Origin of the sequence: Streptomyces zagrosensis, assembly GCF_014203645.1 — a bacterium.
Lineage (GTDB): Bacteria > Actinomycetota > Actinomycetes > Streptomycetales > Streptomycetaceae > Streptomyces > Streptomyces zagrosensis.
The window spans coordinates 175,624-201,740 of record NZ_JACHJL010000011.1; the positions used below are offsets into that span (position 1 = coordinate 175,624).

Annotated in this window: 21 protein-coding genes; 11 read left to right on the forward strand and 10 right to left on the reverse strand. The window is 71.2% G+C overall.

Annotated elements, in window-relative coordinates:
* Positions 1–33: 33 nt before the first annotated feature.
* Both FHS42_RS21335 and FHS42_RS21340 read left to right on the forward strand, forming a co-directional pair.
* Complete coding sequence (locus FHS42_RS21335) at positions 34–195, forward strand: hypothetical protein (protein ID WP_184574301.1); 162 nt, start codon at positions 34–36, stop codon at positions 193–195.
* A 71-nt stretch (positions 196–266) separates the two neighbouring features.
* Positions 267–2,189, forward strand: a complete 1,923-nt coding sequence (locus FHS42_RS21340; protein WP_184574303.1) for an acyl-CoA dehydrogenase family protein — start codon at positions 267–269, stop codon at positions 2,187–2,189.
* Positions 2,190–2,286: 97 nt separating this feature from the next.
* Here the strand turns inward: FHS42_RS21340 and FHS42_RS21345 are convergent, their stop codons facing one another.
* Positions 2,287–3,609: an aminotransferase class I/II-fold pyridoxal phosphate-dependent enzyme gene (locus tag FHS42_RS21345; RefSeq protein ID WP_184574305.1), complete on the reverse strand. Its 1,323-nt coding sequence runs from the start codon at positions 3,607–3,609 to the stop codon at positions 2,287–2,289.
* A gap of 200 nt (positions 3,610–3,809) precedes the next feature.
* Between FHS42_RS21345 and FHS42_RS21350 the strand changes: the two genes are divergently transcribed.
* Complete coding sequence (locus FHS42_RS21350; protein WP_184574307.1) at positions 3,810–4,376, forward strand: hemerythrin domain-containing protein; 567 nt, start codon at positions 3,810–3,812, stop codon at positions 4,374–4,376.
* Here the strand turns inward: FHS42_RS21350 and FHS42_RS21355 are convergent.
* Complete coding sequence (locus FHS42_RS21355; RefSeq protein WP_246495110.1) at positions 4,315–5,244, reverse strand: ANTAR domain-containing response regulator; 930 nt, start codon at positions 5,242–5,244, stop codon at positions 4,315–4,317. The two genes, FHS42_RS21350 and FHS42_RS21355, sit on opposite strands and share 62 nt — an antisense overlap.
* Positions 5,245–5,434: 190 nt before the next feature.
* Between FHS42_RS21355 and FHS42_RS37335 the strand changes: the two genes are divergently transcribed.
* Positions 5,435–6,976, forward strand: coding sequence for a PAS domain-containing protein (locus FHS42_RS37335; protein ID WP_246495112.1), 1,542 nt, complete (start codon positions 5,435–5,437; stop codon positions 6,974–6,976).
* 189 nt (positions 6,977–7,165) lie between these two features.
* On the opposite strand, the gene FHS42_RS21365 is transcribed toward FHS42_RS37335, so the two are convergent.
* Complete coding sequence (locus tag FHS42_RS21365; RefSeq protein ID WP_184574309.1) at positions 7,166–7,960, reverse strand: SigB/SigF/SigG family RNA polymerase sigma factor; 795 nt, start codon at positions 7,958–7,960, stop codon at positions 7,166–7,168.
* Positions 7,961–8,303: 343 nt separating this feature from the next.
* On the opposite strand from FHS42_RS21365, the gene FHS42_RS21370 reads away from it, so the two are divergent.
* Entirely contained in the window at positions 8,304–8,852 is a 549-nt protein-coding gene (locus tag FHS42_RS21370) for a type 1 glutamine amidotransferase domain-containing protein (protein ID WP_184574311.1), read from the forward strand.
* A gap of 252 nt (positions 8,853–9,104) precedes the next feature.
* Here FHS42_RS21370 and FHS42_RS21375 read toward each other — a convergent pair whose 3' ends face one another.
* A complete protein-coding gene (locus FHS42_RS21375) occupies positions 9,105–9,692 on the reverse strand; it encodes a TIGR03086 family metal-binding protein (protein ID WP_184574313.1) in 588 nt (195 codons plus the stop codon).
* A gap of 583 nt (positions 9,693–10,275) precedes the next feature.
* Between FHS42_RS21375 and FHS42_RS21380 the strand changes: the two genes are divergently transcribed.
* From FHS42_RS21380 to FHS42_RS21395, 4 genes are all read left to right on the forward strand, one after another.
* Complete coding sequence (locus FHS42_RS21380; protein WP_184574315.1) at positions 10,276–10,716, forward strand: CBS domain-containing protein; 441 nt, start codon at positions 10,276–10,278, stop codon at positions 10,714–10,716.
* A gap of 311 nt (positions 10,717–11,027) precedes the next feature.
* Positions 11,028–12,707, forward strand: a complete 1,680-nt coding sequence (locus tag FHS42_RS21385; RefSeq protein ID WP_246495114.1) for a bifunctional phosphatase PAP2/diacylglycerol kinase family protein — start codon at positions 11,028–11,030, stop codon at positions 12,705–12,707.
* 271 nt (positions 12,708–12,978) lie between these two features.
* Positions 12,979–13,800 carry a class I SAM-dependent methyltransferase gene (locus tag FHS42_RS21390; protein ID WP_184574318.1) on the forward strand — a complete coding sequence of 274 codons (822 nt, stop codon included), beginning with the start codon at positions 12,979–12,981 and terminating at the stop codon, positions 13,798–13,800.
* Positions 13,801–13,824: 24 nt separating this feature from the next.
* Entirely contained in the window at positions 13,825–14,184 is a 360-nt protein-coding gene (locus FHS42_RS21395; protein WP_184574320.1) for a VOC family protein, read from the forward strand.
* Between the two features lie 28 nt (positions 14,185–14,212).
* Here FHS42_RS21395 and FHS42_RS21400 read toward each other — a convergent pair whose 3' ends face one another.
* Entirely contained in the window at positions 14,213–16,354 is a 2,142-nt protein-coding gene (locus tag FHS42_RS21400; RefSeq protein ID WP_312866974.1) for a DUF5107 domain-containing protein, read from the reverse strand.
* A gap of 227 nt (positions 16,355–16,581) precedes the next feature.
* Between FHS42_RS21400 and fes the strand changes: the two genes are divergently transcribed.
* Positions 16,582–18,168, forward strand: a complete 1,587-nt coding sequence (fes, locus tag FHS42_RS21405; protein WP_184574324.1) for an enterochelin esterase — start codon at positions 16,582–16,584, stop codon at positions 18,166–18,168.
* Here the strand turns inward: fes and FHS42_RS21410 are convergent.
* The 3 genes from FHS42_RS21410 to FHS42_RS21420 all read right to left on the reverse strand — a co-directional run bounded on the left by FHS42_RS21410 (position 18,149) and on the right by FHS42_RS21420 (position 19,550).
* Complete coding sequence (locus FHS42_RS21410; protein ID WP_184574326.1) at positions 18,149–18,517, reverse strand: glyoxalase superfamily protein; 369 nt, start codon at positions 18,515–18,517, stop codon at positions 18,149–18,151. The two genes, fes and FHS42_RS21410, sit on opposite strands and share 20 nt — an antisense overlap.
* On the reverse strand, positions 18,514–19,098 hold the full coding sequence (locus tag FHS42_RS21415; RefSeq protein ID WP_281392831.1) for a GNAT family N-acetyltransferase: 585 nt from the start codon (positions 19,096–19,098) through the stop codon (positions 18,514–18,516). Before FHS42_RS21415 ends, FHS42_RS21410 begins: the two co-directional genes overlap by 4 nt.
* 218 nt (positions 19,099–19,316) lie before the next feature.
* Positions 19,317–19,550: a LapA family protein gene (locus FHS42_RS21420; RefSeq protein ID WP_184574330.1), complete on the reverse strand. Its 234-nt coding sequence runs from the start codon at positions 19,548–19,550 to the stop codon at positions 19,317–19,319.
* Between the two features lie 268 nt (positions 19,551–19,818).
* On the opposite strand from FHS42_RS21420, the gene FHS42_RS21425 reads away from it, so the two are divergent.
* Positions 19,819–21,087 carry an FUSC family protein gene (locus FHS42_RS21425; protein ID WP_184574332.1) on the forward strand — a complete coding sequence of 423 codons (1,269 nt, stop codon included), beginning with the start codon at positions 19,819–19,821 and terminating at the stop codon, positions 21,085–21,087.
* Positions 21,088–21,328: 241 nt separating this feature from the next.
* On the opposite strand, the gene FHS42_RS37340 is transcribed toward FHS42_RS21425, so the two are convergent.
* Together FHS42_RS37340 and FHS42_RS21445 are read right to left on the reverse strand one after the other, a co-directional pair.
* Complete coding sequence (locus FHS42_RS37340) at positions 21,329–25,888, reverse strand: non-ribosomal peptide synthetase (RefSeq protein WP_246495117.1); 4,560 nt, start codon at positions 25,886–25,888, stop codon at positions 21,329–21,331.
* On the reverse strand, positions 25,885–26,115 hold the full coding sequence (locus tag FHS42_RS21445) for a phosphopantetheine-binding protein (protein ID WP_184574334.1): 231 nt from the start codon (positions 26,113–26,115) through the stop codon (positions 25,885–25,887). Before FHS42_RS21445 ends, FHS42_RS37340 begins: the two co-directional genes overlap by 4 nt.
* Positions 26,116–26,117 lie beyond the last annotated feature (2 nt).

Here is a 26,117-nt window from a genome sequence, read left to right on the forward strand (position 1 = left end):
CCGGGCCGGCGATCCGAAGGTCAGGAGACCGTCGTGAGTGCCGAGGAAGAACCGCTGTTGAGGACCTACCTGACCTACAACGGGCAGGACGTCGGCGGCCTACTACTCAACCGTCTCCGCCCCATTTTCGGCGAACACCGCGGAAACCCCGAGAGCGCCGACGACTTAACGTCACATATCCGCCTTCACCCGTGAGGGCTAAGTGCCGGGAAGTGATCACGATCACAAGGCCGTGATCTTTGTGTGGTGCCCTGGTTCGATAAGACATGTCAATCATCCAGCACCTGGCCGCACCGGCCCAAGCCCCCTTGCCCGAACTGGGCAACCTCCTTTTCGGCGATCAACGCATTGGAGTCCACGGACCGTGGCGGGCGCTGAGCGCCGACCCGCGGATGCGCCGCAGACCCGCGGCGAACGTGACCGACCAAGTGGCCGAGTCATACGCCCGCCTGCGCCTGGTCAACCAGGCCATCGACGACCCGCTCGCATTCGCTGCCGACCCCTACCGGCTGACCGCCCTGCACGAGTGGATCGCCCCGCTGGACGGTGCGCTGGCCGTCATCGCCAGCATTCACTACAACCTCTTCCTCGGCAGCCTGATCGACCACGACCAGCACCCGAAACGGCCCCTGGGCGGCTTAGCCGCGATGGAACAACTCGGCACCTTCTTATGCACCGAGCTCGGTCACGGAAATGACGCCGCCAACCTGGAGACCACCGCCACTTATCACCGGGACAGCGACACCTTCACGCTGCACACCCCCTTAGCAGCAGCACAGAAGTTCATGCCCAACACTGGCCCGGCCGGCGGTCCGAAGAGCGCGGTGGTGGCCGCACGCCTGCTGGTGGACGGCCACGATGTGGGAGTCTTCCTCTTTCTGACTCCGCTTTCGAACGAGGCCGGTCCGCTGCCCGGCGTCACGGTGCGCCCGCTGCCGGAGCGCACCGGCAGCCCGATCGACCACTGTCTGACCGCGTTCGACCAGGTACCCCTGCCACGCGAGGCACTGTTGACCGGCACGCACGGCCAACTGGACGCCCAGGGCGCGTTCAGCAGCGCCCTGGGCAGCAGGCGCAAACGATTCCTCGCCGCCATCGGCCGAGTGACACTCGGTAAACTGTGCATGAGTGCCTGCGCGATCGGCGCCGCGCGCACGGCTGTGGCGATCGCCGTCCGCTACGGCCACCACCGCACCGTCAGCGGCGCGCGCCGAGGACAGACAGTGCCGGTGTTCGCCCACCGCACCCACCACCAGCCGTTGCTGTCCGCACTGGCGACCACCTACGCCATGACCGCGCTGCACCGCGAGGCCGTGACCCGCTGGGCCGAACGCCAGTGCGCCGACCCGGCCGACACCGCCGCCGCCGAACGCCAGGTCGCCATCGCCAAGGGCTGGATCACGTGGCAGACCAGGGCCGTGCTCACCGAGTGCCGCGAACGCTGCGGCGCCCAGGGCCTGTTCGCGCACAACGGCATCGCCCAACTGGTCCTCGACGTCGAGGGTGCCATCACCGCCGAGGGCGACAACCTGGCCCTTTGGGCCAAGGCCGGGGCCGAGCTCTTGTTCAGCCCAGATGAACCGGAGCCCCCGGCGACCGCGCCCGCCACGATCAGCGACCTGGCTCGCCCGACCGCCCTCCAGGCCCTGCTGCACACCGCCGAACAGCTGCACCTCGACCACGCCCGCACTCGTCTGCGCCAGGCACCGGCCGGTGACCAGCTTCGCCGCTGGAATGCCGCAGCCCCCTTCGCACTCGCCGGGGTCACCGCGCGTGCCGAACGGCAGGCCGCAGCCGCCCTGCTCGCCCTGGCCGACCGGGCCCATGACCCACAGACCCGAACCGTGCTCCTTGAGCTGCACCGCCTGTTCGCGCTCCAACGGCTCATCGGCGCCAGCGGCCAGTTGCTGAGCCATGGACACCTGACTGTGGAGCAGGCCCACGCGCTGCCCGAACTCGTCAGCAGCACACTCGACCAGCTCGCCGGCCGCGCCCTCGCCCTGGTGGACGCCTTCGACCTCCCCGAAGAGGCCGTCAGCACGCATCCGATCGCCACCGCCCACTACCAGGACGCGTACGACGACCCGAAAGGCGCCTGGCACCGCCCCCACCGGGACATCCCGCACCCGACTCCCCCGCACGACCTGACACCTCTCATGAGCGCGCACGAGGGCCCCTACGCGAAATGACCCAGGCGCCGGGGCCACTTCGAGCCAGATGAGACCGGCCGACGGCGTGTGCAGGGGATGAAGTGCCTTGGGCCAGGCCCTCACCAAGCAGCCGAGATCAGCTACCGGGGGCTTCCGGGCTCGCCTCGGCGCCACCCGTCAGCTCGTTGAAGGCCGCCATGAAGAGGGTCAACGCAGCCGTCCCGTGCGGGAGTTCCAGCGGGGCGGCTGCGGCCAGCGCGGCGAGCCGCTGCTCGTCGTCGGCCCCCAACAAAGGCAGTGTGGGCAACCGAATCCGCAGCGTGTCAGGCGCGTCCCCGAACTGGTAGCCGCCAGGCACCGGATACCCGAGTCGTCGGGTGAGATGGCGTTCGAGGTCCACCGAGTCGGCGATGCCACGGTCGGCGAGTGGACCGCGCAACTCCTCCACATCAGCGTAGAGATGACGGCCCGCGCGCGGTGGGCGACAGAGCACCCCGAGGTCGGTGAGCCCCTGGTACGCGGCCGTGCCGACCACCCCGTACGCGCGGGCCGCGGCGGCCATCCTGGCTCGTACCGCCGCGGGTTCCGTCAGCGCGTGCTGGGCCGCAGCCGCCACCGGGGCCGGCAACTCGGCCCGTACGGCGCTGAGTGCGGCGAGCAACCGGGCGCGCAGCACACGACCGCGTTCGCAGGCGGGGAAGCGGGTGATGGCAGCGGGCCAACTCGGCGGCATGAGCGCGCCCGCGAGGTCGGTCAGCACCACCACCCGGTCCGGCACCATCTCGGCGGGGCTGACGAGCACGGTCTGCGTCTGCTGCCGCTCGCGTTCGGCCGGGTCGGCGGGCGCGGTGCCGGCGCGTTCCGGTGGCAGCGGCTGGACGCCCGGGGTGGTGTGCACCGTGTCCCGCCACGTTTCGTCGCTGACGATCAGCAGGTCCTCCGCCTCGGCGGCCTCACACACCTCGTGCAGCAGTTCGGGCGGCGCTACGGTACCGGTCGGGTCATCGGCCACCGCGAGCAGCAGCACGCGGGGCGCGCCGCCTTCCTTCCTGATCCGGCGCACGGTCTCCAAAAGGGCGAAGGGGTCGGGCACGCCGCCGCACTCGGCAGGCGCCGGCGCGTGGTAGGTAGGGCGGTCGGCGAGCCGGGCCAGCGGCGCGTACCAGGCGGCCGATGGGCGGGTCAGCAGCACATCGCCGCCCATGAGCGCGAGCAGCGTCAGCAGCAGCGGCTGCGCGCCCGGCCCTGCGAGCACCTGGTCCGGCGCGGTGGGCAGGCCGCGCCTGGCCCAGTAGTCGGCGGCTGCTCGGCGCAGTGCGAGCGCGCCGCCCACGGGCTCGGGCTCCGAGCGTCCGGCGGCGGCGGCGAGGCGTGCGGCGAGTTCCGGCAGTGGCGGCAGCGCCCCCTGGGCCGCCGGCAGGACCAGGGGGCTGTGGGGAGCCGGGGCGGGCCACTGCATCACTACCTCCATCGGCGAGGGGGCATACCGGGGTCACCTTCGCAGATCACCGCCCCGGCACGAGCTGCCGACACGTGGCCCGGCCCTGCTCGCGGGTGCCCCGCGGGGCCAGGGCCCCCGCGTTTGCCCGCCGGGGGCCAGGGGCACCCGGCGCGAAAGAGACGAGAGACGAAGAGAACGAGAGGGAAGGTGCACACCGGATGACGATCATGCCCGAGGGGCAGCGGGACGCCTTGGAGGTGCTGACGAGCGACCATCGTGAGGTGGAGCGCTTGTTCGCCGCGTACCAGGGGTCTACGGACGCCGAGCAGCGCCGGCAGTTGATCGATCGGGTGACCATCGCTCTGGTCCAACACGCGGTCGCCGAGGAGGAGTATCTGTATCCGGCACTCCGCACGGCCATCCCGCACGGTGACCAGGTCGCCGACGCCGAACTGGCGCGGCAGTCGGCCGTCGAGGAGACACTCAACTCACTCGATGACCTCAATCCGGCGCATGAACGGTTCGAGGCCCTGGTACGGCAGCTCATGGACGAGGTGTCCGCCCATATCCGGTCCGAAGAGGACACCATCTTTCCCCAGCTGGCGACCCATCTCAGCGCGGAGCAGCGGATGGGCCTCGGGCTGCACCTCCTGTCGGCCAAGCGCACCGCGCCGACGCACCCGCACCCCGAGGCCCCGGACAAGCCGCCACTGAACAAGTTGATCAACCCCGGGGTCGCGCTGGTCGATCGGGTGCGGGACTGGCTTTCCGGCCGAACTCGATGAAATGCGGCTCAAGCCCACGGCCACGGCTGCGCACCACGGTCTCGGCTAGCTCGGCAAGCTTCCGGTTGGACTGCTGCGACATGCGCCGCAACATGCCGAAAGCGGCCTCCGCGTCACAGCCCAGGATGTGCATCATGATGCCGCACGCCTGGTCAACGACGGGCCGGGAGCGCAGCGCGGTGTCCAGTTGATCGACCTCGGCGAGCGCCGCCTGATAGCGCCTAGCGCGGACCAAATTGGTGACGGCCAGATCGCCCAGGAGTTCCGCGGTGTCCCGTTCCGCCGCGCCGAGTACGCCGGGGCGTAGCCCGTACAGCGTGACGGTGATGGCGAGCCCGTCATGTTCGAAGGGGAGCGTCGCGCAGGCGCGGACCCCGGCCTCCAGGGCCTTGGCCCGGTAGTGCGGCCAGCGCCGCTCGCGCAGCAGGTCGTCGGCGGAGCTGGGTTGCCCCGTATACAGGGCCGCCGGAATCGGCCCGTCGCCCAGGCTGAGCTGCACGGCCACCAGGGCGGACAGATCGGGGTGGGTGGCGGCGGTGAGCTGCTGTTCCATCTCCGCCTCGGCCTCAGCCTCCCCTAGTCCGTCCGCGTCATCGCCCGCCAGCAGTTGCGGCTCGCGCAGGGCCGAACGGGCCGCTGGAAGGCGGGCGTCCGGGGAGCGGCCGACGCCATCGGCGACCCGTAACCGGTCGGGCTCGGCCCAGTTCGCGACGTCGCGGGCCGCGACCGCGGTGGCGGTGGCCCCGCAGCTTCCGGGGGTGTGCGCGGCGGCCTGCTCGGCGAGCCGGGTCAGTTCACGGGTCAGGGCTGCTCCGGTGTCTGGCGGGGCGGGCGGCTGGCGGGGAACTACGCGGTTCTGGTCGGACATGGTCGCGGGCTTCCTCTCCATGGACGGGGGTTGTTTCCTCCGCTTTCCCCTCGGCTTCTCACCTTGGGTCGGATGCCCGGGCTGACGCTGGGGAAACGGCGTGGTGAACGTCGCGCTAGGAAGTGGGCCCACAGCGTTCGCACACCGAATGACGGGGCTTGGGTGGGCTGGCACCGGCTAGCGTGTGGCCATGACAGAGGGTAAGGATGAGGGGTTCAGTGAAGAGCTGACGGACTTCCGCCGGCGTGTTGAAGAGTTGCGCGCCGTACGGGCACTGCCCGAGGAGGAACGTTCGGGGGCCCTGGACGCCGCCCTGCTGGAGCTCCAGCATGCCGCGGAGGTCCTGTGGCCTCGATTCGAGCAGTGGTCAGCGGCGCGTGGAGGCGGCCGTAACCATTCTCAGGAGCAGCGACTCCTGCGGGCCCTGTTCCAGCGCATGCCGGTGGCAGTGGCCCTGGTGGACCGGGAGGCGGTCGTACGGCGGATGAACTTCGCCGCAACCCAGCTTTTTGATACGCGGGCGGGCTACGCCACGGGTCGTACGCTCACCGGTTGGTTCCGGCACGACGGCCGGGTGGCGCTGCGCTCACAGATAGCGGCGGTGGCGCGCGGCGAGGGCGGTCGCGTCCTGCTCGTTCGGGTGCCGCGGCGGCCCGGCGCAGCGGAGGGAGGGCCCGGCGCGCTGTGGGTGACGCTGGGGGCGATACGCCCGCCGGACGAACGGCAGCTTGCGGTGCTCGCCGTGTTCCAGCCCGCCGACAGCGACAGCGCGGCGCGGGGCCCTGGTGCGGTCGAGTTCTCGCTCAGCGCGACCCGTTCTCCGGCTACTCCCGACCTCGCCGAGGTCTCCCGCCAAGCGGAGGTGCTTGACCTCGTAGACGACATGGCGACGGCGCTGCTGAGCGTGGCGCGCCAGGCTCGCCCCGACACGGTCGCCAGACACGCGGCACAGGTACTCCACCAACGCTTCGCCGACTGGGTGACCGTTGACTGGGCGGAACATCCGAGCGACGGCGGCACGGCCCAAAGCCCATCCACCGCAGGTGCCCCCGAGGACGCAGCCGCCGGGGGCACCCTTCACGCCACCGCCGGGAGCGCTGCCGCTGAGGTCGCCGCAGGCGTCTTGGGGGACACGGCGTCCGCCGGCGCGGCCGGCTTGGCGTCCCATCGGCTACGGCGCCTTGTGGTCTGCGGCCCAGACGGTGGCACCGGTTTGGTGCCCGCCGTGGCCGAGCAGGACCCCGTGCAGTGCCCGCTGGTGGTGGAGGCCGTGCGAGCCGGTGCCTCGGCGTTGCAGGTGCGCCCCGAGGAGGTGGAGGCGTTCGGGCACGACGCCTCGGGCGCGCCCGTGTTGGTGGCCGCCGATGTGACCTCGCTGCTCTGCGTGCCGCTGCGGGCCGCGGGCTCCGGCCCGGCGCTGGGTGCGCTCACCCTGTTTCGGGTCGGCGCGCGGCGTGCGTTCGAAATGGCGGAGGCGGGGGTGGCGGACCGGATGGCCCGGCATCTCGCCCTCGCTTTGGACCGCGCCCCGGCGTCGGCCGCCGGGACCAACGGCTCGTCCGGGGCGGCCACCGCGGACCTCGGCGGTGACAGCACCAGTGCCGTCGCTGACACTGAACTCGGCCCGGGTCACGCTGGTGACGTGGAGGCGAGCGCCGCGACACGGGACATCTGCCTGACCGCACCGCAGCGCCCGCCGGGCCCCGATCCCGTACACCGGCCAGCCTACTGACCCAAGCCGGCCGACCGCCGCCGGTCGGCTGGCCGTTTACTCGGCTGGCCAGCGGCGGTCGGCCTCGTAGGCGCTCTTACCCGAACGTGCCATTCCCTCGCACGCGGTACGCGGTCATGCGGTACGCGGTCATGCGGTGGGCATTTACGCGGTACGCAGTCACGCGCTGGGCCAGCATGCCTTACGCGATCACGCAGCGTCTGCGAGGACCTTCTCGCCGAGCTGGGCGCAGGTGCGGCTGATCAGCCGGGAGACATGCATTTGGGACATACCAAGCTGATCGGCGATTCGGCTCTGTGTCATATCGCAGAAGAAACGCAGGTAGAGAATGTGCCGCTCGCGTTCGGGCAGCGCTTCCAGCTTCGGCTTCACGGCCTCGCGGTCAACGATCCGGTCATAGTCGGGCTCGGGCTCACCAAGGGTGTCCGCCAGCGAATATCCATCGGTCGCCCCGGTCATCTCGGCATCGAGCGAGAGCGCGGAAAAGCTATCGAGGGCGCCCATGCCGGTCCGTACCTCGTCCGGGCTCAGCCCGGTCTGCTGGACGATGTCCTCGACCGAGGGCCGCCGCCCATCGGGCGTCCTGGTCAATTCCTGGACGGCGACCCGAACCTTTTGTCGCAACTCCTGCACCCGGCGCGGCACGTGCAGGCTCCACAGATGGTCCCGGAAATGCCGCTTGACCTCACCGACGATGGTCGGCACGGCGTAGCTTTCAAAGGCGGAGCCTCGGCTCGCGTCGTAGCGGTTGACCGCCTTCACCAGGCCGAGCAGCGCGACCTGCTCCAGGTCCTCCCCGCTCTCACCACGGTTGCGGTAGGTGGCGGCAATACGTTGTGCCATGGGCATCCAGGCGCAGACCACCCGCTGCCGCAGTTCGTCCTTCTCGGGACCATCGGGCAGCTCCTCGATGCGCCGGAAATCCTCCGAGGTGTCGGGGGCATCGTCGTGCGGGTGGCGCTTGCGGGCACGTACAGACGTCATATTCCGCTCTCCCTGAGTCGGTGCATCGGTACCTCGCCATCTCGAACGGCGAGCGAAGATGTCATCGCGGGAGCGGTGCGCACGCGGACCGGACAGTCACGCGCAGGCAGCCGTGGCCTCCCGCGGGTGTGCCTCCGGTCCGAAGCACAGTTCTTCGGGTGCCCGAGCTATTTCGCGCGCAAACCACATTTCTGGCGGGCCGGTGTGAACAAGTACCCCGCAGTGGGCAGTCGCCACGCAACGAAGCCCCTCGATTGGCGCACACGGATGCGAGCAACTATCGAGGTAGGTGGGGGACACATGAGCTGTCCGTCAGCACAGAGCTCAGAAAGGGACTTCCATCATGCGCGTCGCATTTCTCTCTGCCCCCGAGGGCGTAGAACAGGTCGAACTCACCGACCCTTGGAAGGCCGTCCGCGACCACGACGGCACGCCGGTGCTGCTGTCCACCGCCTCCGGCGAGATCCAAGCCTTCAACCATCTCGACAAGGCCGACACCTTCCCGGTGGACCAACTCGTCAGCGAGGCCAGCATCGAGGACTTCGACGGCCTGGTGCTGCCCGGCGGCGTCGCCAACCCGGACGCGTTGCGGATGGACGCGGGAGCGGTCGCGTTCGTACGGGACTTCTTCGCCGCGGGCAAGCCGGTGGCGGCGATCTGCCATGCGCCGTGGACGCTGGTCGAAGCGGACGTCGTACGAGGCCGCACGCTCACCTCGTTCCCCAGCCTGCGCACTGACATCCGCAACGCGGGGGGTGAATGGGTGGACGAGCAGGTCAAGGTCTGTTCGGGTGGGCCCAACGTGCTCATCACCAGCCGCAAGCCGGACGATCTGCCCGCGTTCAACGAGGCGTTCGTGAAGGAGTTCGCCAAGGTGTCGGGCGACCAGTAAGGGCCAGCGCCCGTTAGGCCAGCTCCCATAAGAGATAGCCCAGCAAGGGCCAGCGACGGCCAAGCCCGCAGGGCTAGCAGGGGCCTTCCGGGAGCACGGCCGGCGCACCATGCGGCCGTACGCTCCCGGGAGCCCAGCCCAGCGTTGGCTCGGGCTCGGGCTCATGGCCCGGGCCTGGGGCTGGGGCTGGGGCCTAGATCACGCTAGACCAGGGGGCCGGGCTCTCAGCTCCCCTTCGGGCTCGGGGCCGGCTCAAGGGCGCCGTCCCACAAGCGTCAGTAGCTTGGTCTGTGCATCCGCCCCGGGAGGCGGCGGGAGGGGAGCGTCGAACAGCCCGGTACCCTCCAAGTCCGCTATGTACGGGGAGACTTCCTCCGTGGCGCAGTCAACCAGCTCCTTCGGCAGCCGCTCGTCGGCGCCGATCGCGCGGGAGAGGTCCCAGGTGTGGACCACCGTGTCCATCGTCATCTGGGAGCAGTAGGCGATGGCGCTGCCCTGGCCCGATGACAGGTGCACGGTCCGCTCCAGCGCGCCAGGCTCGGCGATCGCCGCAAGCGCCTCCGCCACCGCACGGTCCCAGTTCCCCACCGGGTCATCGCCCAACTGGTCACCGTCGAACCGGTCGCCTTGTTCCTCGATGGTGGAGCCATCCCGGATCAGGGGCGGCACCCAGAGCTGTTCGGCCATCAGATGGTTCACCAGGTCCCGTACGGACCACTCGGTGCAGGGTGTCGGCGCGTCCCACTGGTCGGAGCCGATGGCATGCACCCGGTCGGAGAAGAGTTCAAGGGCCTCACGGTGCCGTCGTGACACACGCTGCTCATCCGTCTTGTCAGCCATGCGCCCCATTGTCGCCACACCCCAGCCCGCCCGCCTCCGCGCGGGTACCGGCGCACCGCGAGCCGCTGTCCTACCTCGGTGTGGAGCCCGCTCGCGCGGGGGCGCCGTTCCTAAGTCCGTCGCGGGAGACACAGCTCGGACCATCGCAACGGGCGCGGGTCCCTGACACCCGCGCCCGGCGACTGTTCCGGTTCTCGACCGTCAACAGGTGGCCGCTCAGCCATGCCTCGGGTGCCCTGGTGGCGCCCGGTCAAACTCATGGATTTTCCTCAGCTCCCGGTCACACCGATCCCACCCGCAACACGCGGGTGTACAGCACCCGCCCATCCGTGTGACAGCGCAGGCCCCGGGTACTCGCTCGCCGCGGTGGGCCTGGGCGGGCCGGACGAGCCAGGTGGTCCGGCCCGGGCAGGCTCGGGCGGTGCCGCATGCGGTTCGGGCTGTGCCCGTGGGGGCATTCGACCGCCAGGGCTCCGCCTTCCCGACACCAGAAGGGCTCCCGGGCCCCCGAGGGACGGCGTTTCTCGCGCCCCGGGGAGTGCGAGGGCCCGTGACCCGAAGGCCACAGAGAAGGCGAAGCGAGATGGCACAGTACGTAAGGCATGTCATGACTCCCGAGGTGACGGCGGTGCCGCCGGATGCCTCGCTGGTGGAGGCCGCCCAGCTCATGCGTGCCAGGGACATCGGAGATGTCCTCGTCACCGACAATGGCCGGCTGCTCGGGGTGCTGACGGACCGCGACATCACCTTGCGCGCGGTCGCAGACGGTGCCGACCCGCTGACGGTGAGCTGCCTGTCGATCTGCACCCCCGAGCCGGTCACGGTGGCTCCTGACGCGGCCGTGGGTGACGCGGTACGGCTGATGCGGCGGCACGCGATTCGCAGGCTTCCGGTCGTGGAAAACGGGCAGCCGCTTGGCATGGTGAGCATCGGGGACATCGCCGAAGAACACGATCCGGGCTCCGCGCTGGCAGACATCAGCCGGGCCCGGCCCACCAACAGCGCTGGTGGGCCAGCCGGCTGACAACGTTCCCGTACGCCGGGCGCGCCGTACGCGCCGTACGCACCGTACGCACGGCATGTGCCGTACGTACAGGCCGCGGCCGTGTCCCCCGCACCACGGCTTACGCTGACGGGCGCCGCAGAGCCGGCGGCCGTGGCGGAGCCACGCGAGCAGTTAACCAAGGGAGTGGACGCATGGCGGGAAAGGGCGCGCGGCCGACCGGGGCGCACCGGTCGCGAGGGCGCAGACGATCGCGGGGCAGCGCCACGGCAGGGCCAGGGTCATTCGGTACCCCGCCATCGTGGGCGCCCTGGCTTCGGCCTGCGGGAGCCTTGCCGATACGGCCCGCGGAGCGCGCTGCGGAGGGGGACCGCTGGCTGGTCCGCCTGGACAAACGGTTCTTTGAGACGGTGGCAGCACGGAATTGGCCGGGGGCTGAGCCGGTGTTGCCGCGGCTGAGCCGCAGCGCGAACCACGGGCTGCTGTGGTTCGGCATCGCGGCGGGCATGGCGGCCACCGGTCATCGGCCCACGCGCAAGGCCGCGCTGCGTGGAGTGGCATCGCTGGCCCTGGCGTCGGCGACGGTGAACACCGTGGGCAAGCGTTCGGTGCGTCGGGCCAGGCCGCTGCTGGATGCGGTACCGATGATCCGGCGGCTGCGCCGACAGCCCTTCACCACCTCCTTCCCCTCCGGGCACTCCGCGTCGGCCGCCGCCTTCGCCGTGGGCGTGGCACTGGAATCGCGCCGTTGGGGCGCCGTGGTGGCCCCCATCGCGGCGTCGGTGGCGTTCTCCCGCATCTACACGGGCGCGCACTACCCCAGCGATGTGATCGCGGGCGCGGCCCTCGGTGCCGGCGCGGCGTTGGCCGTACGCGGACTCGTACCGACCCGGCACCAGTTGCCGTCCGCCGCGCGCCCGCGTACCGACGCCCCCGCGCTGCCCGGTGGCCGCGGGCTGATCATCGTCGCCAACTCCGGATCGGGCGCAACGAGCGTGTGGCCGCCGCGGGCCGATCCGCTGGAGGCGATCAGAGAGGCGTTGCCCGAGGCCGAGTTCTGGATGTTCACGCCCGAGCCCGAGCCCGATCTGGTTCCCGAGGAGGAGGCGGCCAAGGCACATGCCGCGGCCGACCGGGACAAGCGCGCCGGTGTGCTCCCCACGCAGGTCACCGAGGTCGATGACGCCGGCGGCGTAGCGGCGCCCGTAGCACTTCACGCAGTGCCGCCCGCCGACGAGCCGCCATCGCTGACCGACTTGCTGGAGAAGGCCGCGCGCCGAGCCTGGGAGGTCGGCGGCGCGCTGGGAGTGTGCGGCGGCGACGGCACCGTCAGCGCCGCGGCCACCGTGGCGGCGCGCACCGGCCTACCGCTGGCCGTGCTGCCCGGCGGCACGTTCAACCACTTCGCGTACGACCTGGGCCTGGAGACCGTCGATGACACCTGCCGGGCGGTGACGGCGGGTGAGGCCGTGGCCGTTGACCTCGCGCGCTTCACGCCCGATGGCTCCTCATCGCCCACCCACTACGTCAACACCTTCAGCATCGGTTGCTATCCGGAGCTGGTACGCATCCGGGAACACTGGGCAGGGCGCATCGGCAGTTGGCCAGCCGAGGTGCTGGCCGCGGCCCGGGTGCTGCGTACATCGGAACCGCTCCCACTCGTCGTCAACGGCGCCAGCCGCTCGGTGTGGATGCTCTTCGCGGGCAACTGCTCCTACCGCGGGGTTGGTTCGGCCCCGGCCAGCAGGCACGATCTGGCCGATGGGCTACTCGATGTGCGCATCGTGCACGGCGGTCGGCTGCCTCGTGTCCGGCTGCTGACGGCAGCGCTGTTCGGCGTGCTGCGCCGCTCCCCCACCCACGCGGAGGCACGGCTGCGCCGGCTGCGGGTGGACGGCATTCCCGAGGGTGCGCATCTCGCGTACGACGGCGAGGTGGCACCGGCACCGCCCGGCCTGACCCTGGACAAGGTGAACGAGGCACTGCGCGTCTACCGGCCGCTCGAAGGCTGAGGGCTGCGCCGCGGCACGACAGCCGGTGCTGGTCGGGTGGGGCGTACCGGCAGGGGCCAGCACCGGTGGTCGCGCCGACAGTCAGCCGCCGCACCTCGCGGACGGACCACCGCACACCGGATGGGCTCACCGCACACCGGTCGAGGTCACCGCGCATCCCCCGATGACCGCATCGTAAGACGCCTCGCTCACCATGCGAGATGTCAGCGTACGGTGCGACGTGGGCGTCCGCGCACGGGCGCCCCCACTCCAGGGGAACGAGAGGTCCGCCATGTCCACCGGCACGCCGCGCCGCGCCGCCTCCTATGTCCACGGCCATCACGCGTCAGTGCTCCGCTCCCACACCTGGCGCACTGCCGCCAATTCGGCTGCCTATCTGCTGCCCGATCTCACCACCGGGCACTCGGTACTCGACCTGGGCTGCGGGCCCGGCACCATCACCGTCGATCTCGCGGAGCGAGTGGCGCCGGGCCAGGTCACGGCCGTTGACGCGGCCGATGGCGTGCTGGACCGGGCACGCGCCGTGGCGGCCGAACGCGGACTTGCCAACATCACGTTCGCCGTCGCCGACGCGCACCAACTGGACTACCCCGACGCCTCGTTCGATGTGGTGCACGCCCATCAGGTGCTCCAGCACCTGGGTGACCCGGTAGGCGCGCTGCGCGAGGCGCGCCGGGTCTGCCGTCCCGGTGGCGTGATCGCCGCGCGGGACGCCGACTATGCCGCCATGGCGTGGTATCCGCGCGTCCCCGGCCTCGATACCTGGCTGGCGATCTACCGCTCGGTGGCCCGCGGCAGCGGTGGCGAGCCGGACGCCGGGCGACAGTTGCTGTCCTGGGCCCGCGAGGCGGGCTGCACCGACATCACGGCCACCGCCAGCACCTGGTGCTATGCGACGGCCCCCGAACGCGCCTGGTGGAGCGGGCTGTGGGCAGAACGGACGCTGACCCCCGAGTATGTGGAGCGCACCGTTTCCGGCGGGTACGCCACTCGGGAGGCATTGCACACAGCCGCCGACGCCTGGCGGGAGTGGGGCGAGGCGGCCGACAGCTGGTTTGCCGTCCTGCACGGGGAGATCCTCTGCCGCGTGTGATCCCTCTCAACTAGGCTCGGCAGCATGGACATTTTGGGGACTTCGCTGCGGGTGTGCGTGCCGAATCTGGATGCCGCAATCGCCGTCTACGAGCGGCTGACCGGGGCGCAGGCGATGCGCTTCGAGCGGGGCAGCGTGTCGGTCGCCGCCGTTGGCTGCTTCTTCCTGATGAGCGGCCCCGAGGCCGAGTTGTCGATCCTCCGGAAGGTCACGGCGACGCTTGCGGTGCGGGATGTGGACGAGGCCATGCAGGACCTGGAGTCAGTGGGCGCGCAGATCATCGCTGGCCCGCTGCCGACTCCGATCGGCCGCAACCTGGTCGCCCGGCACCCGGACGGCTCGGTCTTCGAGTACGTGGACCGCAACCCGCAACCGGGTCCCTGACCGGGGCCAGCCCCCAGCTCGCACCGCGTTACGACGGTCGCATCCGGAACTCGTAGCGGTCCGGCAGCGGATGCTCCGCGCGGGCCCGCGCCCGCACGTCGCCGGAGCTGAGTTCCGCCGCCCCCTCGCGGGCAGCGATGAGGGCTTCGGCGATGGCGTACCAGGTGTCGCTCAGCGCCTCGTCGCCCTCGCGGAGATCGTCCACTTCAAAGCCCCGGTCGAACAGCGCGCGGGCCTGCTGCACATCGCCACTCGCCAGCAGCACCCGGGCTTCGAGCAGGACGAATCTGCCGCGCTCACGCACCGCGGCGGGCAGTGCGGCCAAGACGGTACGCGCGTCATCGGCGCGCCGCACCGCCAACAGGGCGCTCACCGCCTCGCGTCCGAGCCCCGCCAGCGCCACGGTCCACTCGGCCGCCGCGTCGTCCGGGCCTGCTGGGTCCGCCGCTTCCACGGCAGCCGCGCCGCTGGCACCACCAGCCCCACTAGCGCCGCCGTCGCCGTTTCGAGTGCGCCACTCGTCCACCGCTCCACGGAAGGCGGCGAGCCAACGGTCGGCTGCCCGGTCGTGGTGACCGTCCAGCTGATCGGCAACGGCCAGGCAGCGCAACACCGGCCACCAGTCGCTGATCTCGATGGCCCGCTCCCAGCTCCGTACCGCCTGCGAACGGTCGCCCTCGTGCCACTGGGCAACGCCCAGGTGGTACTTGAGGTGCGGGTCCACCAGCACATCGGCGTCGGCGGTCTCCAGGAGTTCGCGCCAGGGGCGCGACACCAACGAGGTGCCCGGCGGCATCGCGGGCTCGGGCGCGGGCAGCGCGCCGGTTCGCAGAAGGTCGCGCCACGGCTGCTGTTTGGCGCCCAGCGCGGCGGGGGCGAACGGCGTGCCCGGCAGCACGTATCCGCCGCGTTCCACCTCAAGCGCGCCCCAGCCCGACCCCTGGGCCAGTGACTCCTTAGGCTCGGTGTCGGCGTGCGGCAGCCACGCCTGATACGCGGCCTCGACATCGGCCCGTGGCAGCGCCTGCGCGAGCCGTTCGGCCACCGCGCCGCGGGCCGCTGCCCAGTCGGCGCCGTGGACGGCGGCGGCGTCGGCATCCAACGGTCCGTACGCCTCCAGCCAACTGAAGTCCTCTTCGGCTCCGAGCCGCACGTGTTCGAGTTGGGTACGGGCGAGGCCGGCCTGAATCTCGGCATAGCCGCCGGTGCCCGGCTCGGTGAGCCAGCGCTGCCAACGGCGCCCACCGGCCCCCGCGCCCCACAAAAAGAGCTTGCGGCCTCGCAGCAGGTCGGTCGAGGTGTGCACCAGCCCACGGCCATCGGCGTCCAACGCGGCGATCCAGCGCCTGTCGTCGGCGGGCAGCTCGTAGAAGTAGTCGGCCGCATACGCGCTGCGCAGCGGATAGGTGTGATCCACGCCCTGCCACTCGGGCACCGGGACGCGGCGCAGGTCGCGCTCATAGCCGAAGTGGTACGCCGCGTCGGCCGGGGCCAGGACCCGGCTGCCCTCGTCCTCGGGGACGGCGATGTTGGACCACCAGTAGACCGGGGCCGGATGGGGATGCGGATTGCGCACCCGTACGCCCACGTACAGGAAGTCCGAACCGTCCGGGAGCCACAGATCGATCTGGAACGGCAGGTCACGCAGCCGCTCCCACTCCCATAGGCGCAGCATCTCGCCGCCGCAGCCGTCTGGCGCGGGGACGCGCGCCGCGTGCATGGGCGCACAGGAGAGGGTGGTGTGGCCAGTGGCGCCGATGTTCCACTCGATGCCGCCGGAGAACCAGGCGCCGTTGAGCGCGAAGTCGGCGGGTTGGAAGACGGGGTTGCGGTAGAGGAGTTCGCGCTCGGTCGGCTTGTGGAAGAGGGAGACGACCCGCCCGCCGAGGCCGGGCAGCACGGTGGCGCGCAGTCGGTCGTTCTCGATCACGATGGCGTCCAGCGCGGTGGGTACGCGATGGCGCGTGTAGGCGTCGCGCAGCCGGGTGGGCAGCACCGAGTGCAGCGGCTCGTACGCGACTTGCCGGGCCATTTGGTCGGGCAGCTGGGCCCGGGTCCGGTCATCGATGCGGTGGACCTCGTCCAGTGGGCTCAGGGCGGGCAGCGGGTTCTCCGGGCCCAGCGGCGCGGCGGGAAGGGTCAGGGTGGTGCGTCGCACGCTCGTTGCCACTGCTGCCTCTCTCAGTCCTTGACCTGTGGCCCCCTCGGCTGCGGCGGCCGTGTGATCACCATGGAACATGGTGTGGCCCCGGCTGAACAGGGCTTCCGCCGATCAGAGTTCCGCCGGGGCGGTCATGGGTGGTGGGCGGCCGGGGGAACGATCCTCACGGCAGGTAAGGTAATCCTAATCTTTAGCAGTTCTTTGTCGGTTTTGCGTCGTGCCGGAGGTTTACTCCCATGCTTTCCTCCCTCCCGCCGACCGGGATGCCCAAGCGGCCCCCGCGGGTGCCGCGCCCCGCGCCCGTGCCGCGCGTGGACAGCCCGCGGTTGGCGACGCTGGCGCGCCGCCTTGAGGCGTGCGGGCAGGAGGCAGCGGGCGCCGAGGGGGCAGCGGCAGAGGCAGTGGCAGAGTTTTGGCGCGAGGTCGCGGCCGTTGGCGCCCCACTGATCGAGCAAGACCCGCAGGGCGACCCCGAACACGCGGTGGTCACCTTCGTTTGGCGCGGCTCGCAGGACACCCGGGCGGTGCTGGTGCTGCCCAACAAGGTGATCGATCCGCGCGAGCCCGACCGCAACCTGATGGACCGGTTGCCAGGCACCGACATCTGGCACTGGTCGGTGCGGATGCGGCGCGACTGGCGGGCGACGTACGCGCTGTGCGTCGACGAACCCGATGCCGAGCAGGCTCCCCCGCCGGCCGCAAGCCACCGCGGTGGCCCGCCACCTGCGGGGGGCCGTCCGGCCCCCGCAGACGCCGCGGGCCCCGCGGACCCCGGGTATATCGCCTGGCTACGCGGCCAGGGCCGGCCCGATCCGCTCAACCCCCGTGCGCTGCCCCGACGCTGGGGTGGTGCTCAGCAGTCGGTGGTGCGCCTGCCGCTGGCGCCGAGCGAGGCCGACTGGCAGGTGCGCGACGGCATCCCCCGCGGTGCGGTCAGCAGCCATCCGGTGCGTAGCGCCGCACTCGGCACCGAGCGCCGCGTATGGGTCTACACGCCCGCCGGGCGACCCGCGGCCGGGGCGGCGCCGGGCCCCGACGCAGCGCCCGGTGCCGGCGCGCGGGCGGACCTGCCCGTGCTGGTGCTCTTCGACGGCGAGATGTGGCAGCCGGAACTCGGCGTGGCCACGCTGCTCGACAACCTGATCGCCGATGGCCGCCTGCCCCCACTGATCGCGCTGCTACCCGACTCCCTCGACAGCGACACCCGCTGGTCCGAACTGGCCTGCAATGACCGGTTCGTACGCTTCCTATCGGACGAGCTGCTGCCGTGGGCGGCGGCGCGCTGGCCGGTGACGGACGACCCGGCGCGCACCGTGCTCGCGGGCCAGAGCCTGGGCGGCCTGATGGCCGCGTACGCCGCGGTGCGCGCCCCGCACCGGTTCGGCAACGCGCTCGCACAGTCGGGCTCCTTCTGGTGGCCGGACGGGCCCCAGGGCCAGTGGCTGACCTCGCTGCTTGAGGCGGCGCCAGAACACCCCGCCCACCCGGTGCGCTTCTGGCTTTCGGCGGGCGAACAGGAGTGGGTGCTGCTCCCGGCGAACCGGCGGCTGCCGGCCGTGCTGCGGACGAAGGGATACGAAGCCGAGTACCGGGAGTTCAACGGCGGCCACGACTACCTGTGCTGGCGCACCGAGCTCGCCGATGGCCTGACCGCACTGCTCGCGGAATGCATAGCCGCTCCGGCGGCGGGACAAGCAGCCGCTCCGGCGGCGGGATATACAGCCGCCCCGGCGGCGGGATACACAGCCGCCCCGGCGGCGGGAGGTACGAGCGGGGCAACGGCGGGGCGTGCGGACGCGCCGGTCAGTCCGCCGGCTGGCTGAGCCGCAACTGATTGCCGAAGGGGTCAAGGAGGGTGACCGAAAGGCCGATCTCATCCTCCTCAAGCCCCGGCTTGAGGTACGGGTAGTTCTTGCCCAGCAGTTCGGTGTGCAGCTCGCGTACGCCATCGAGCTCGATGTATACGGCGGAACCGGGCGTCCCATCCCCGTGGTGCTCCGACAGGTGCAGCACCAGCGCACCCCGGGAGACCTGCGTGTAGGCGGGCATTCCCGCGGCGAACCGGTGCTCCCAGTCCACGGCGCAGCCGAGGTAGTTCACGTAAAACTCATGGGCCTTGGTCTTGTCGAAGACCCGCAGCACGGGAACGGTGCGTCGAAAGGAGACAGTCATGGCCTCACTGTGCCTGCTTCGGCGCTTCGACGAGGCATTTCGCTGGTGATGGCCCACCGCTCGTGGTCACGCCACGCGCCATCGATGAAGAGAAAGTCCGGCGAGAATCCCTCAAGGCGGAAACCAAGCCGCTTGACGAGCGCGATCGAGCGCTCGTTGTCGGGCTGGATGTTGGCCTCAAGACGGTGCAGCCGCATGGGGCCGAAGGCGTACTCCGCGACGAGGCCAAGCCCCTCGCTCATCAGGCCGCGCCCGGCCGCGTGCGCGAACGCGCCATAGCCAAGTGCCCCGCACTGGAACGCTCCGCCGACGATGGCGTTGATCGCTACGTAACCGGCGATCTCATCCGTCCCCCGCTCACAGATGACAAAGCCCACCCGCGACGGCTCCTCCAGCCGGTGCACATAGGAGGCGAACTCTTCCCTGGACGTCGGCGGAAACAACCACGGTCGGTGCAGTGCGACGCTCTGCCGCGCGCTGGTGATGAACTCCCGCTCATCGTCCCGGCGCAGCCGGCGAATGGCCGCGCGCTCCCCAAGGGCGAGATACCCACCGCGGGGAGGGCCACCGGCGCCGGACAGATGGGAAGCGTGGGAGGTGCCGGCTGCGTCATGGGCGTCATGGGCATGATGGCGGGCGCCGCTCGGGTCCTGTGAGCCGTCGCCGGTGGGCCGGTTGCTCGTTGGGGGCGAGGAGCGGCCCGCGCGTGGCGGTCGCTCGGGGTGCGAGGCAGACATCGGCCCATCGTACGAAGCCAGCCGCGGGGCGGCGAGGCGGTGGGCGCGTTACCGACAGGCTGCTAACGCCGTCGAAACAGGTACGCGCCACACAGGCCGCCGATCACCGTCACCGCCGCCAGCGCCAGCCACAGCGGCATGGTGACCTCGGGAATCAGCAGCCGGATCTTGACCTGCCGGGTGTTCTCGAAGATGAAGACCAGGCCGAGGATCGCGACGATAAGGAGGGCGATCCTGCCGGGCGTGAAGAACTCGCTGCCGCGCCCGCCGCCGTCGGTTTTCGCCTTGGGGCTCATGCCGCACCTTCCGTCGAACGTCCAGACCGCCCCCTTAAGTCCAGAATGCGGCGGCCGTCTGCGAGCGCATCGCGTGACGGCGCAGCGTAGGCCGTATGGGTGACGGCCGCGGCCGTCCGCACATGCACCACCGCACCCAGGCATGGGATCAGCTCACCCGGGCACGGGAAACGGACGTGCCTGAGCATGGGCAGGAAGCCGTGCCTGGACAGGGAAGGAGCCGTGCCGGGCACGGGAAACGGAGGCAACAGCGAGGTGCTGGGAGGCGATGGTGGCCGCGTGGTGGTGGCTGAGATGGGAGCTGGCGGCCGTGGGGCGCACGGCGCGCAACGCGCTGCGTGCGCCGGGACCCGAGCGGGACGCGATGACCCAGTCGCTCAAGGCGGCCGGGGCCGCCATCGCCGCTTGGGCGCTGACGGGCTGGTGGCTGACCGCGCCGCTGGCCCTCCTGGCCCCCTGGACGGCACTGGCCCTGGTGGACGCGACGGTGTACCGGTCCTTCCGCGCCGGCCTGCAACAGCTCGCCGTCATCGTCGTCGGCACCCTGTGGGCCACAGCCGCCATGGCCATGACGGACGGCAACACCATGGGTTCCATGCTGATCGCGCTGCCGGCCCTGGTGCTGGTGGGCACCTATCGCCGGCTCGGCTCGCAGGGCATTTACGGCGCGACGACCGCGCTGTTCGTCATCACCTATGGCGCCTACTCGCTCAGTGCCGTCAGCCATCGACTGCTGGAGACCGCGATCGGCGCCGTCATCGGCATCGCCGTCAACGTGCTCATCCTGCCGCCCATCCACCTCGACAACGTGCGCGATCAACTCCTTCGCCTGCCCCGGGAGAGCGCGGATCTCCTACGTACCGTCGCCGAAGGGCTCCGGGGCGGCGATTGGGGGGACGCGGATGCGGCCGGGTGGCACGACCGGGCCCGGCGCATGGAACGCATTCCCGACGCCGTCGCGGAGGCGCGCCAGTGGAGCGCCGAGAGCGTTCGCCTCAACCCGCGCTGGCGCCTGCGCCGCCAAGTCTCGCCGCCGCCTCCCCCAGCGGCCGATATGACCTGGGAGCGCGTGGCCGGCCATCTGACCGCCATCACCCGCACTCTGACGGTGACCGCGGGCGAACAGGCGCTGCTGAGCGCGCCCGGTAGGCAGTACCTCACCCGTTACGCGGAGCTGGCCGAGCACATGGCCGCGCTGTGTGATGCCGAGGCCGCGGCGCTGCGGAACAAGCATCCCCGTCAACAGAAGGCACAGCGAAGAGCACGGCAGGAAGCCCAGCTAGACGTGCAGCAGGACGCACAGCAGAACGCACAGCAGCAGGACACCGCGGATATCGACCCTGCGCGCACGTGGGAGCTGTACGACGGTCTCGCCGCGGACTTCCACCACCAGACCGGGCCCGCCTCGGCGGTAAGCGGCGGCCTGTTGGTGGAGACCAAGCAACTCCTGAACGAACTCACCCGACGCGAAGGCTGGGACGACCACCGGGACAACCACCGGGACGACGGCGAAAAAGAAGCCGACGATCACGGTTAGTGCTCTGACCGCCTCAATGCGCCGGGTTCCTCGTCGAAGGCGGCGGCCATCGGGGCGTTCGGCGGAACCGGTCCAGCTTGGCCTCGAAGTCCGATTCGCTGGATTCCTCCCCAGCCTTGGGCCCTCCCGCTCAAGGTCAGAGCACTAGCCACCCAGCCCGCCGCGTGGACCACCGAAGTGGCCCACGCGGCGTCGAACAGCCTGCTACGCGATCTACGCGACCTCACCCCGGTCGCCGCCGTCAGATGGCGTCCCGCAGCCACTCCCGTACCGCCTCGGCGACCCTTGCGAGCGGGCCGGGCTGGGTGAGTTGCGGGTGCAGGCAATCGATGTCGTGGTTGACCAACCGGCCGGTGACGTAGGGCTGCCATGCCTCGCGGGTCAGCCAGTCCTCCGCGCGGGGCGCTGTGGCCGTGAAGAACAGCACGTCGCCTTCGAAGGTCCGGTGCTCGTGCTTGCGCATCAGCATGGCGTTGTTGACCACGATGTCCACGACTGCCGTAAGCGTGTAGTCCGGCAGGCTGGCCAGCGCGCTGCCCTCGCGGCGCAGCGTGTCGATGACCTGCGCGCGCGTCAGCGACTCGCCCGCCTGGATATCGAACCCGGCCATCCGCAGCAGCGCCCGCTCAGCGTCGGCTTGCGCCGGTATGGCCATGGTCCGCCACTGGTCGGAAGGGTAGGCGTCCATCAGGGCGAGGAGTTCGACGCGCTCCCCGGCCTCCTGGAGCCGTACCGCGACGGTGTGCGCGATGACGCCGCCAACGGACCAGCCGAGCAGCCGGTAGGGGCCGTGTGGCTGAACGGAGCGGATGTGGTCGAGGTAGTCGGCGGCCTGCTCCTCCATCGTGCCGGGCAGCGGTTCGGGCTCGGTCAGACCACGCGCCTGGAGCCCGTAAAGGGGCTGGTCGGAGCCGAGTCGGGACAGCAGACCCGCGTAGCACCAACTGATGCCGCCCGCCGGATGCAGCGCGAACAGCGGTCGTTCACGGCCGCCAGCGCGCAGCGGCAGCAGCACACCCAGCGCGTCATCGGCCCCACCGTTGGCCCCGCGGCCGGCCTCGCCGTCGCCCGCGGCCAGCACTCGCTCCGCGAGCGCGGCCGGGGTTGGTGCCTGGAACAGGGTGCCGAGGGCGAGTTCGGTGCCCAGCGTCTCGCGGATGGCGGCGACGAGCCGGACGGCGAGCAGCGAGTTGCCTCCCAGCTCGAAGAAGCTGTCATCCACGCTCGCCTGCTCTACCCCGAGCACCTGCGCGAACAGCCGGGTGAGGGACTCCTCTTGGTGGCTGCGCGGGGCGCGGCCCACTGCGGTGGCGGTGGCCGGCGGCGCGGGCAGGGCCTTGCGTTCGAGCTTGCCGTTGGGGCTCAGCGGAAACGCGTCCAAAACGACGATGGCGCTTGGCACCATGTAGTCCGGCAGCCGCGCGGCGAGCCGCTCTTTGAGCATGGTGGGGTCGAGCTCTTCCACCACTGCCGTCCCCGCGGGGAGAGCGTCAGTCCCGTTCGGGGCCGTCCCGGCAGCGCGGGGCCCCGGCTCACCGGCCCGGTCCGCCTCAGCCGCTGCGGCAGCCACGGCAACCGCTTGCCTGGTTTCATCGCGCTCCGTTGGTGAGCGGTCGGCCCTGGCGGCGGCATCCGCCTGGGCCGACCACCCGGTCTGCGGGGTGGGCTGGTGGCCTGTGACGTAGCCGATCAGCCGCTGGTCGCCGGGCCGGTCCTCGCGGACCAGCGCACAGGCCGCGGCGACGCCGTCCTGTGCGGCCAACGCCGCCTCGATCTCGCCCAGTTCGATACGCAGGCCGCGCAGCTTCACCTGGTGATCGGTGCGGCCCAGATATTCGACGCAGCCGTCAGTGCGCCAGCGGGCCAGGTCGCCGGTGCGGTACATCCGGGCGCCGGCCTCGCCCTGGGCCGCGGCGAACGGGTCGGCGACAAAGCGGGTGGCGGTCAGTTCGGGGCGCCCGAGGTAGCCGCTCGCCAGTTGCGCTCCGGCCAGGTACAGCTCGCCGGCGATGCCGGGCGGGCAGGGCTGGAGAGCGGCGTCGAGTACGTACAGGCGGGTGTTCCACACCGGTTTGCCGATCGGCACCGGGCCGCTCTCGCCCGCCTCGCACGGGTGGTACGTGACATCGACGGCAGCCTCGGTCGGCCCGTACAGGTTGTGCAGCGGCACCCCGGGCAACAGTCGGTGGAACTCGGTGACGGTCTCCCTGGGCAGCGCCTCTCCGCTGCAAAACACCCGGCGTAGCCCGGTGCAGTGGACCGCACCCGGCTCGGTGAGGAAAACGCCGAGCAGCGATGGCACGAAGTGAGTTGTGGTGATGCCCTGTTCGCGGATGATGCGGGCCAAGTAGGCCGGGTCCTGGTGTCCGCCGGGCTCGGCGACCACCAGCGTCGCGCCTTCGCGTAGCGCCCAGAAGAACTCCCACACCGACACGTCGAACCCGGACGGGGTCTTTTGGAGCACCCGGTCATCGGGGGTGAGCCGGTAGGTGTCCTGCATCCAGCGCAGCCGGTTGTCGATCGCCGAGTGCGGCACGACCACGCCCTTGGGGCGGCCGGTGGACCCTGAGGTGTAGATGACGTACGCGGGGTGGTGCGGGGTGAGCGCGCGGCCCGGGTCGGTGCCCGGCTTGGTGGCCAACTCGGCGCGTAGCTGCGGGTCATCTAGCACGAGGATCGGCAGCTCGGTGGCAGGCAGCGCGCCCGAGGTCGCCTCGTTCGTCAGCACGCACACCGGCTTCGCGTCGTCCAGCATGTACGCGAGCCGCTCGGCCGGATAGTCGGGGTCGAGCGGCAGGTACGCGCCGCCCGCCTTGAGCACCGCGAGCAGCGCTACCACCAGGTCAACCGAGCGCGGCAGCGCGACGGCGGCCAGCACCCCGGGGCGCACGCCGAGTTCGATCAGGCGCCGGGCGAGTTGGCCCGCGCGCGTGTTGAGCTGCGCGTAGGTCAGGGCGGTGGCGCCGAAGACGAGCGCGGTGGCGTCCGGAACGCGGGCGGCGCGGGACTCGATCGGGCCGATCAAGGTGGTGGGCGGCAGCGAGCGCGCGGTGTCGTTGAACTCGGCGAGCACCTGGGTGCGTTCGGCCGCGGTCAGTACGGCGAGGTCGCCCAGCGGCGCGTGCGGTTCGGTGCCCGGGTCGGCGACGCGGGCCAACAGATCGAGGAATCGTCGCTGGTGGGTGGCGAGTTCGGGCTCCGTGTACAACTGTGGGTTGCCGTCGTAGTCGATGCGCAGGCCGGCACCGTCGGCCCGGTCGTAGATGTTGACGGTGAGGTCGTCCACCGGGCCCGTGGCGAGGTTGTGCGCCTGCGAGCGGGCGCCGGCGAAGGTCAGCCCGTAGTCGAACGGCATGACGTTGATCAGCGGGCCGACGAGCGCCCGGCCGTCGCCGAGCAGCCCGAGGTCGCGGCGCATGTCCTCGTAGCGGTAGCGCTGGTGGCGGCGTGCGGCGCGGATGCCGAGCACCACCTGGCGGACGAGGTCGGCCAGCGTGTCCTGGGGGCTGACCCGCAGCCGTAGCGGCAGGACGTTCATCACCATGCCGGGGATGCGCAGCGCCGTGGAGCCCATCCGGCCCATCATGGGCAGGCCGAGCACGACGTTTTCGCTGTGCGTGGCCCGCGAGAGGTACAGCGCCTGGGTGGCGAACAGCAGGTCGGGCCAGGTGGCGCGGAGCGAGGCGGCGAGGGTGCGCAGGCGCTCGGTCTCCTGGTGGCCCAGGTGCGCGGTGTGGCGTACGAAGGTGCGGTCGGGCAGTGCGGTGCGCCCGGCCAGGTTGGGCGCACCGGGCACATCGACAGCGCGCGGCCCACCGCCGCCTGCGGCGTCACCCTGGCCGGCTCCCTCCTGACCGGTGTCCTCCTGGCCGGTGTTCGCGCCGAAGTGGCCTAGGTCCACGCCGATTTCGGCGGCCCAATAGGCGCGGTCCTTGTGGTATGCCTCGTCCGATCGGTACGCATGGTCGGCTGCGACCAGTTCGGTCAGGCGCCCGAACGGGCTGGGTCCTGGCTCGGTGTCGGCGGCGAGGGCCGTGTAGACCTCGGCGACGCGGCGGGCGAGCAGCGAGTAGCCGTATCCGTCCATGACGAGGTGGTGGACGCGCTGGTACCACAGCCACCGCTCGTCGCCCACCCGGAAAAGCGCGTGCTGGAACAGTGGGCCCGCCGCCAGGTCGAACGGCGTGGCGAGGTCGGCGCGCATCCAGGCGAGGGCGACCGCATCCGGCCCGTGCTGGCCGTCGCTGAACTGGCGGCCGGTGTGTCCTTGGCGGCTCCTGTGCTCTTGGCGACTGCTGTGCCCCTGGGTGCCGTGGTGACCTTCGCGGCCAACGCTGCCCGCGCGCCAAACGCCGTCAGCACGGCTCTCGGGCCCGCGCAGATCCGCCTGGTGCAGCGGGAAGGCGCACCGCACCGGGCCGTTGCTCTGTTCGTCGATGTGGCCAGGGTGACCAGGGCGTCCAGGGTGGCTAGTGCCAGTGGGGGCCGGGCGGCCGGGCGGCTCGATCTCGATGGGGACCTGCCGGGGCCCCTCGCTCCCGGCGGCGCCCGCGATGATGCGTACCCGCAGCGCGTCGGCCTCGCCTGCGGTGCGGTGCAGCGCCTCGGCGAAGACGGCCGGGTCCAAGGGGCCGTGGATCTCGATGTACTCGGCGGTGTTTTGGGCCGGGCTGTCCGGGTCCAGGGCCTGCGCGAACCACATGCCCGACTGGGCCGAGGTCAGCGGCAGCCCGGCCGCGGCCTGCCCGCCGGGGCCCGCCGCACTGCCCTTCGGCACAGCCGAGTCGAGCACTGCGGTCATGCCTGGGCTCCCAGCAGCGGGGCCCACCGCTCGATGGCGGGCTCCTCGGCGAGGTCCACGAAGCTCACCTCGACGCCGTGCTCCCGCCGCCAGCGCTCGACCAGGGACATCACGCGGACCGAGTCGAGGCCGTAGTCCACCAGGTTCTCGTTGTCGGGGATGTCGCAGGGGTCCTCTCCGAGCACGTCGGCGACGTCGGCGCGGATCTGCTCCACAGTGAGTGCCATCG

Excerpts from the sequence above, each read along its gene's own strand:
- FHS42_RS21340 (WP_184574303.1), top strand. The coding sequence starts at position 267 with ATGTCAATCATCCAGCACCTGGCCGCACCGGCCCAAGCCCCCTTGCCC.
- FHS42_RS21345 (WP_184574305.1), bottom strand. The coding sequence starts at position 3,609 with ATGCAGTGGCCCGCCCCGGCTCCCCACAGCCCCCTGGTCCTGCCGGCG.
- FHS42_RS21350 (WP_184574307.1), top strand. The coding sequence starts at position 3,810 with ATGACGATCATGCCCGAGGGGCAGCGGGACGCCTTGGAGGTGCTGACG.
- FHS42_RS21355 (WP_246495110.1), bottom strand. The coding sequence starts at position 5,244 with ATGTCCGACCAGAACCGCGTAGTTCCCCGCCAGCCGCCCGCCCCGCCA.
- FHS42_RS37335 (WP_246495112.1), top strand. The coding sequence starts at position 5,435 with ATGACAGAGGGTAAGGATGAGGGGTTCAGTGAAGAGCTGACGGACTTC.
- FHS42_RS21365 (WP_184574309.1), bottom strand. The coding sequence starts at position 7,960 with ATGACGTCTGTACGTGCCCGCAAGCGCCACCCGCACGACGATGCCCCC.
- FHS42_RS21370 (WP_184574311.1), top strand. The coding sequence starts at position 8,304 with ATGCGCGTCGCATTTCTCTCTGCCCCCGAGGGCGTAGAACAGGTCGAA.
- FHS42_RS21375 (WP_184574313.1), bottom strand. The coding sequence starts at position 9,692 with ATGGCTGACAAGACGGATGAGCAGCGTGTGTCACGACGGCACCGTGAG.
- FHS42_RS21380 (WP_184574315.1), top strand. The coding sequence starts at position 10,276 with ATGGCACAGTACGTAAGGCATGTCATGACTCCCGAGGTGACGGCGGTG.
- FHS42_RS21390 (WP_184574318.1), top strand. The coding sequence starts at position 12,979 with ATGTCCACCGGCACGCCGCGCCGCGCCGCCTCCTATGTCCACGGCCAT.
- FHS42_RS21395 (WP_184574320.1), top strand. The coding sequence starts at position 13,825 with ATGGACATTTTGGGGACTTCGCTGCGGGTGTGCGTGCCGAATCTGGAT.
- fes (WP_184574324.1), top strand. The coding sequence starts at position 16,582 with ATGCTTTCCTCCCTCCCGCCGACCGGGATGCCCAAGCGGCCCCCGCGG.
- FHS42_RS21410 (WP_184574326.1), bottom strand. The coding sequence starts at position 18,517 with ATGACTGTCTCCTTTCGACGCACCGTTCCCGTGCTGCGGGTCTTCGAC.
- FHS42_RS21420 (WP_184574330.1), bottom strand. The coding sequence starts at position 19,550 with ATGAGCCCCAAGGCGAAAACCGACGGCGGCGGGCGCGGCAGCGAGTTC.
- FHS42_RS21425 (WP_184574332.1), top strand. The coding sequence starts at position 19,819 with ATGGTGGCCGCGTGGTGGTGGCTGAGATGGGAGCTGGCGGCCGTGGGG.
- FHS42_RS37340 (WP_246495117.1), bottom strand. The coding sequence starts at position 25,888 with ATGACCGCAGTGCTCGACTCGGCTGTGCCGAAGGGCAGTGCGGCGGGC.
- FHS42_RS21445 (WP_184574334.1), bottom strand. The coding sequence starts at position 26,115 with ATGGCACTCACTGTGGAGCAGATCCGCGCCGACGTCGCCGACGTGCTC.